Genomic DNA, 1,878 nt, shown 5'->3' on the forward strand with positions numbered 1-1,878 from the left:
AAGCGAGTTCATTGGAGACTTCTTTCTAGAATTAGGTTGGTAATTACATTCTATCAGAGAAGTCCAATGGACTTTTTTCATTTTCTAATCAGCGCAAGTGTTCAACTTCATTTTACAATTTACCATCAAATAAATATTAAGCTAAGGAGCACTATAGATGTTAGAAAAAATATAACTTTCAAGCGGGAAACTTTAATTCTACAAGGGCTGCTTCATACTCCAAACAAGGCAAAGTTTGATCTTGCAATTCTGTTTTATGGCTTTGCTGGTCATATGATTAACTCACCGTGCACTTTATTGCCTGAACTAGCCCAAGAACTTGGACAACATAATATCGCTTCCTTGCGTTTTGACTTTAGTGGCCATGGAAGCAGCGATGGCAATATTGAAGATATGAATATTCTATCTCAACTTGAAGATGCTATGCGGCTATTCAATATGCTAAAAATATTCCTGGGGTCAACAATATCTACTTGATTGGTCATTCCCAAGGAGCAGTTATTACTTCCATGATGTCAGGGTACTATTCTGATATCATTTCCAAAGAAGTTTTAATTAACCCTGCTGCTACACTGGTTGATGACGCTCGAATCGGGACATGTTGGGGTGTCAAATATGATCCTTGCCATATCCCTGAAAAAATAAAATTAGATCCCTTTACTTTGAAGGGTTTCTACTTTAGAACTGCTAAATTTTCAAATATCTATGCTTCCCAGCACTATCATGCTGTTTTGCCAAATAATGAATTTAACCTTTTAAAGGGAGGCAATCATAATATGGACAATGTACGGCAGAAACTAGATAAACTAATAATCGATTTTCTAGACCAGTAATAATTTACCATTGCCCTTTGTACTTCTGAAGACAAAAAGTTAAAATATCCATATGACTAATTCAATTACTCAAAATGCGCTAAAAGCACTCTTATATGAAGTGGTTACTTTGCCCAAGCCAGGGCTGGTAGATCCCTTGAGTTCAGGACCCCATCCTGACATGGATGTATATACTTTTGTCAATAGCAGTCTAAGTTTGGAAGATTACTTTTCTACCGCTGAAAAAATTGGTTGTAACTTTACCGGCAGAGACTTAACCGAGATGTTCTTTCACTTGCGGCAAAGGGGCATTACCGCCGAACGAGGCATGTTCACAGCAACAAGGGGTGTCAATACCCATAAAGGTGCTATCTTTGCTCTAGGCATCTTTGTTTGTGCTGAAAGTTACTGCCAAAAAAATCACACTGAACTTTTTATTACGATTGCCAAGATGTGCAAAGGCTTAGTAGAGCACGATTTAATTCAAAATAATCTGTTTAAGACAGCGGGTGAACAAGAATTTAAAAAATATGGTGCTGGCGGGGCACGTGAACAAGCTGAACAGGGCTATCCAATTGTCCGCAAAACTGCCCTCCCCTTTTTGCAAAATAGTAGGGGGGATTTGCAAACGAAACTATTAGATACCCTAATGAAGATCGCCACAGTAGCTATAGATAGCAACCTCATCAAGCGTGCTGGCAGCTACGAGCCAATTAATTGGTTGCACAAAAGCGCTAACGAATATCTTACACTAGGTGGCTACGCTACTGCAGCCGGAAAAAAATACTTAAAACAACTCAACCAGGAATGCTTAGCAAAAAACTACAGTCTGGGCGGCTGTGCAGACTTGCTGATCGTAACCATTTTTCTAGGATTAGAACGCAATTACATCTAAAAAACGAGAGCAGATTGGCCCTCGTTTTTAATATAAATATAAACAAAAAAGGGAGGACCAGTGGTCCTCCCTCTCTACTTGCTCCGGCTGTCAGACTCGAACTGACGACATCTTGATTAACAGTCAAGCGCTCTACCAACTGAGCTAAGCCGGAATATTAAAAAAGCACGG

3 protein-coding genes and 1 tRNA gene are annotated in these 1,878 nt (G+C 39.3%); 3 read left to right on the plus strand and 1 reads right to left on the minus strand.

What is annotated here, in order from left to right; genetic code table 11:
• From AC2JF7_RS08985 to AC2JF7_RS08995, 3 genes are all read left to right on the plus strand, one after another.
• Positions 1 to 477 (plus strand): alpha/beta hydrolase family protein (locus AC2JF7_RS08985; RefSeq protein WP_500728352.1); only part of this gene is annotated, 477 nt, incomplete at its 5' end.
• 32 nt (positions 478 to 509) lie between these two features.
• Complete coding sequence (locus AC2JF7_RS08990; protein WP_500728353.1) at positions 510 to 833, plus strand: hypothetical protein; 324 nt, start codon at positions 510 to 512, stop codon at positions 831 to 833.
• 52 nt (positions 834 to 885) lie between these two features.
• Positions 886 to 1,707 carry a triphosphoribosyl-dephospho-CoA synthase gene (locus AC2JF7_RS08995; RefSeq protein ID WP_500728354.1) on the plus strand — a complete coding sequence of 274 codons (822 nt, stop codon included), beginning with the start codon at positions 886 to 888 and terminating at the stop codon, positions 1,705 to 1,707.
• Between the two features lie 81 nt (positions 1,708 to 1,788).
• On the opposite strand, the gene AC2JF7_RS09000 is transcribed toward AC2JF7_RS08995, so the two are convergent.
• Positions 1,789 to 1,861 (minus strand) — tRNA-Asn (locus tag AC2JF7_RS09000).
• Between the last annotated feature and the right edge of the window lie 17 nt (positions 1,862 to 1,878).

The sequence above is a fragment of the Lactobacillus sp. XV31L genome, from assembly GCF_059900865.1.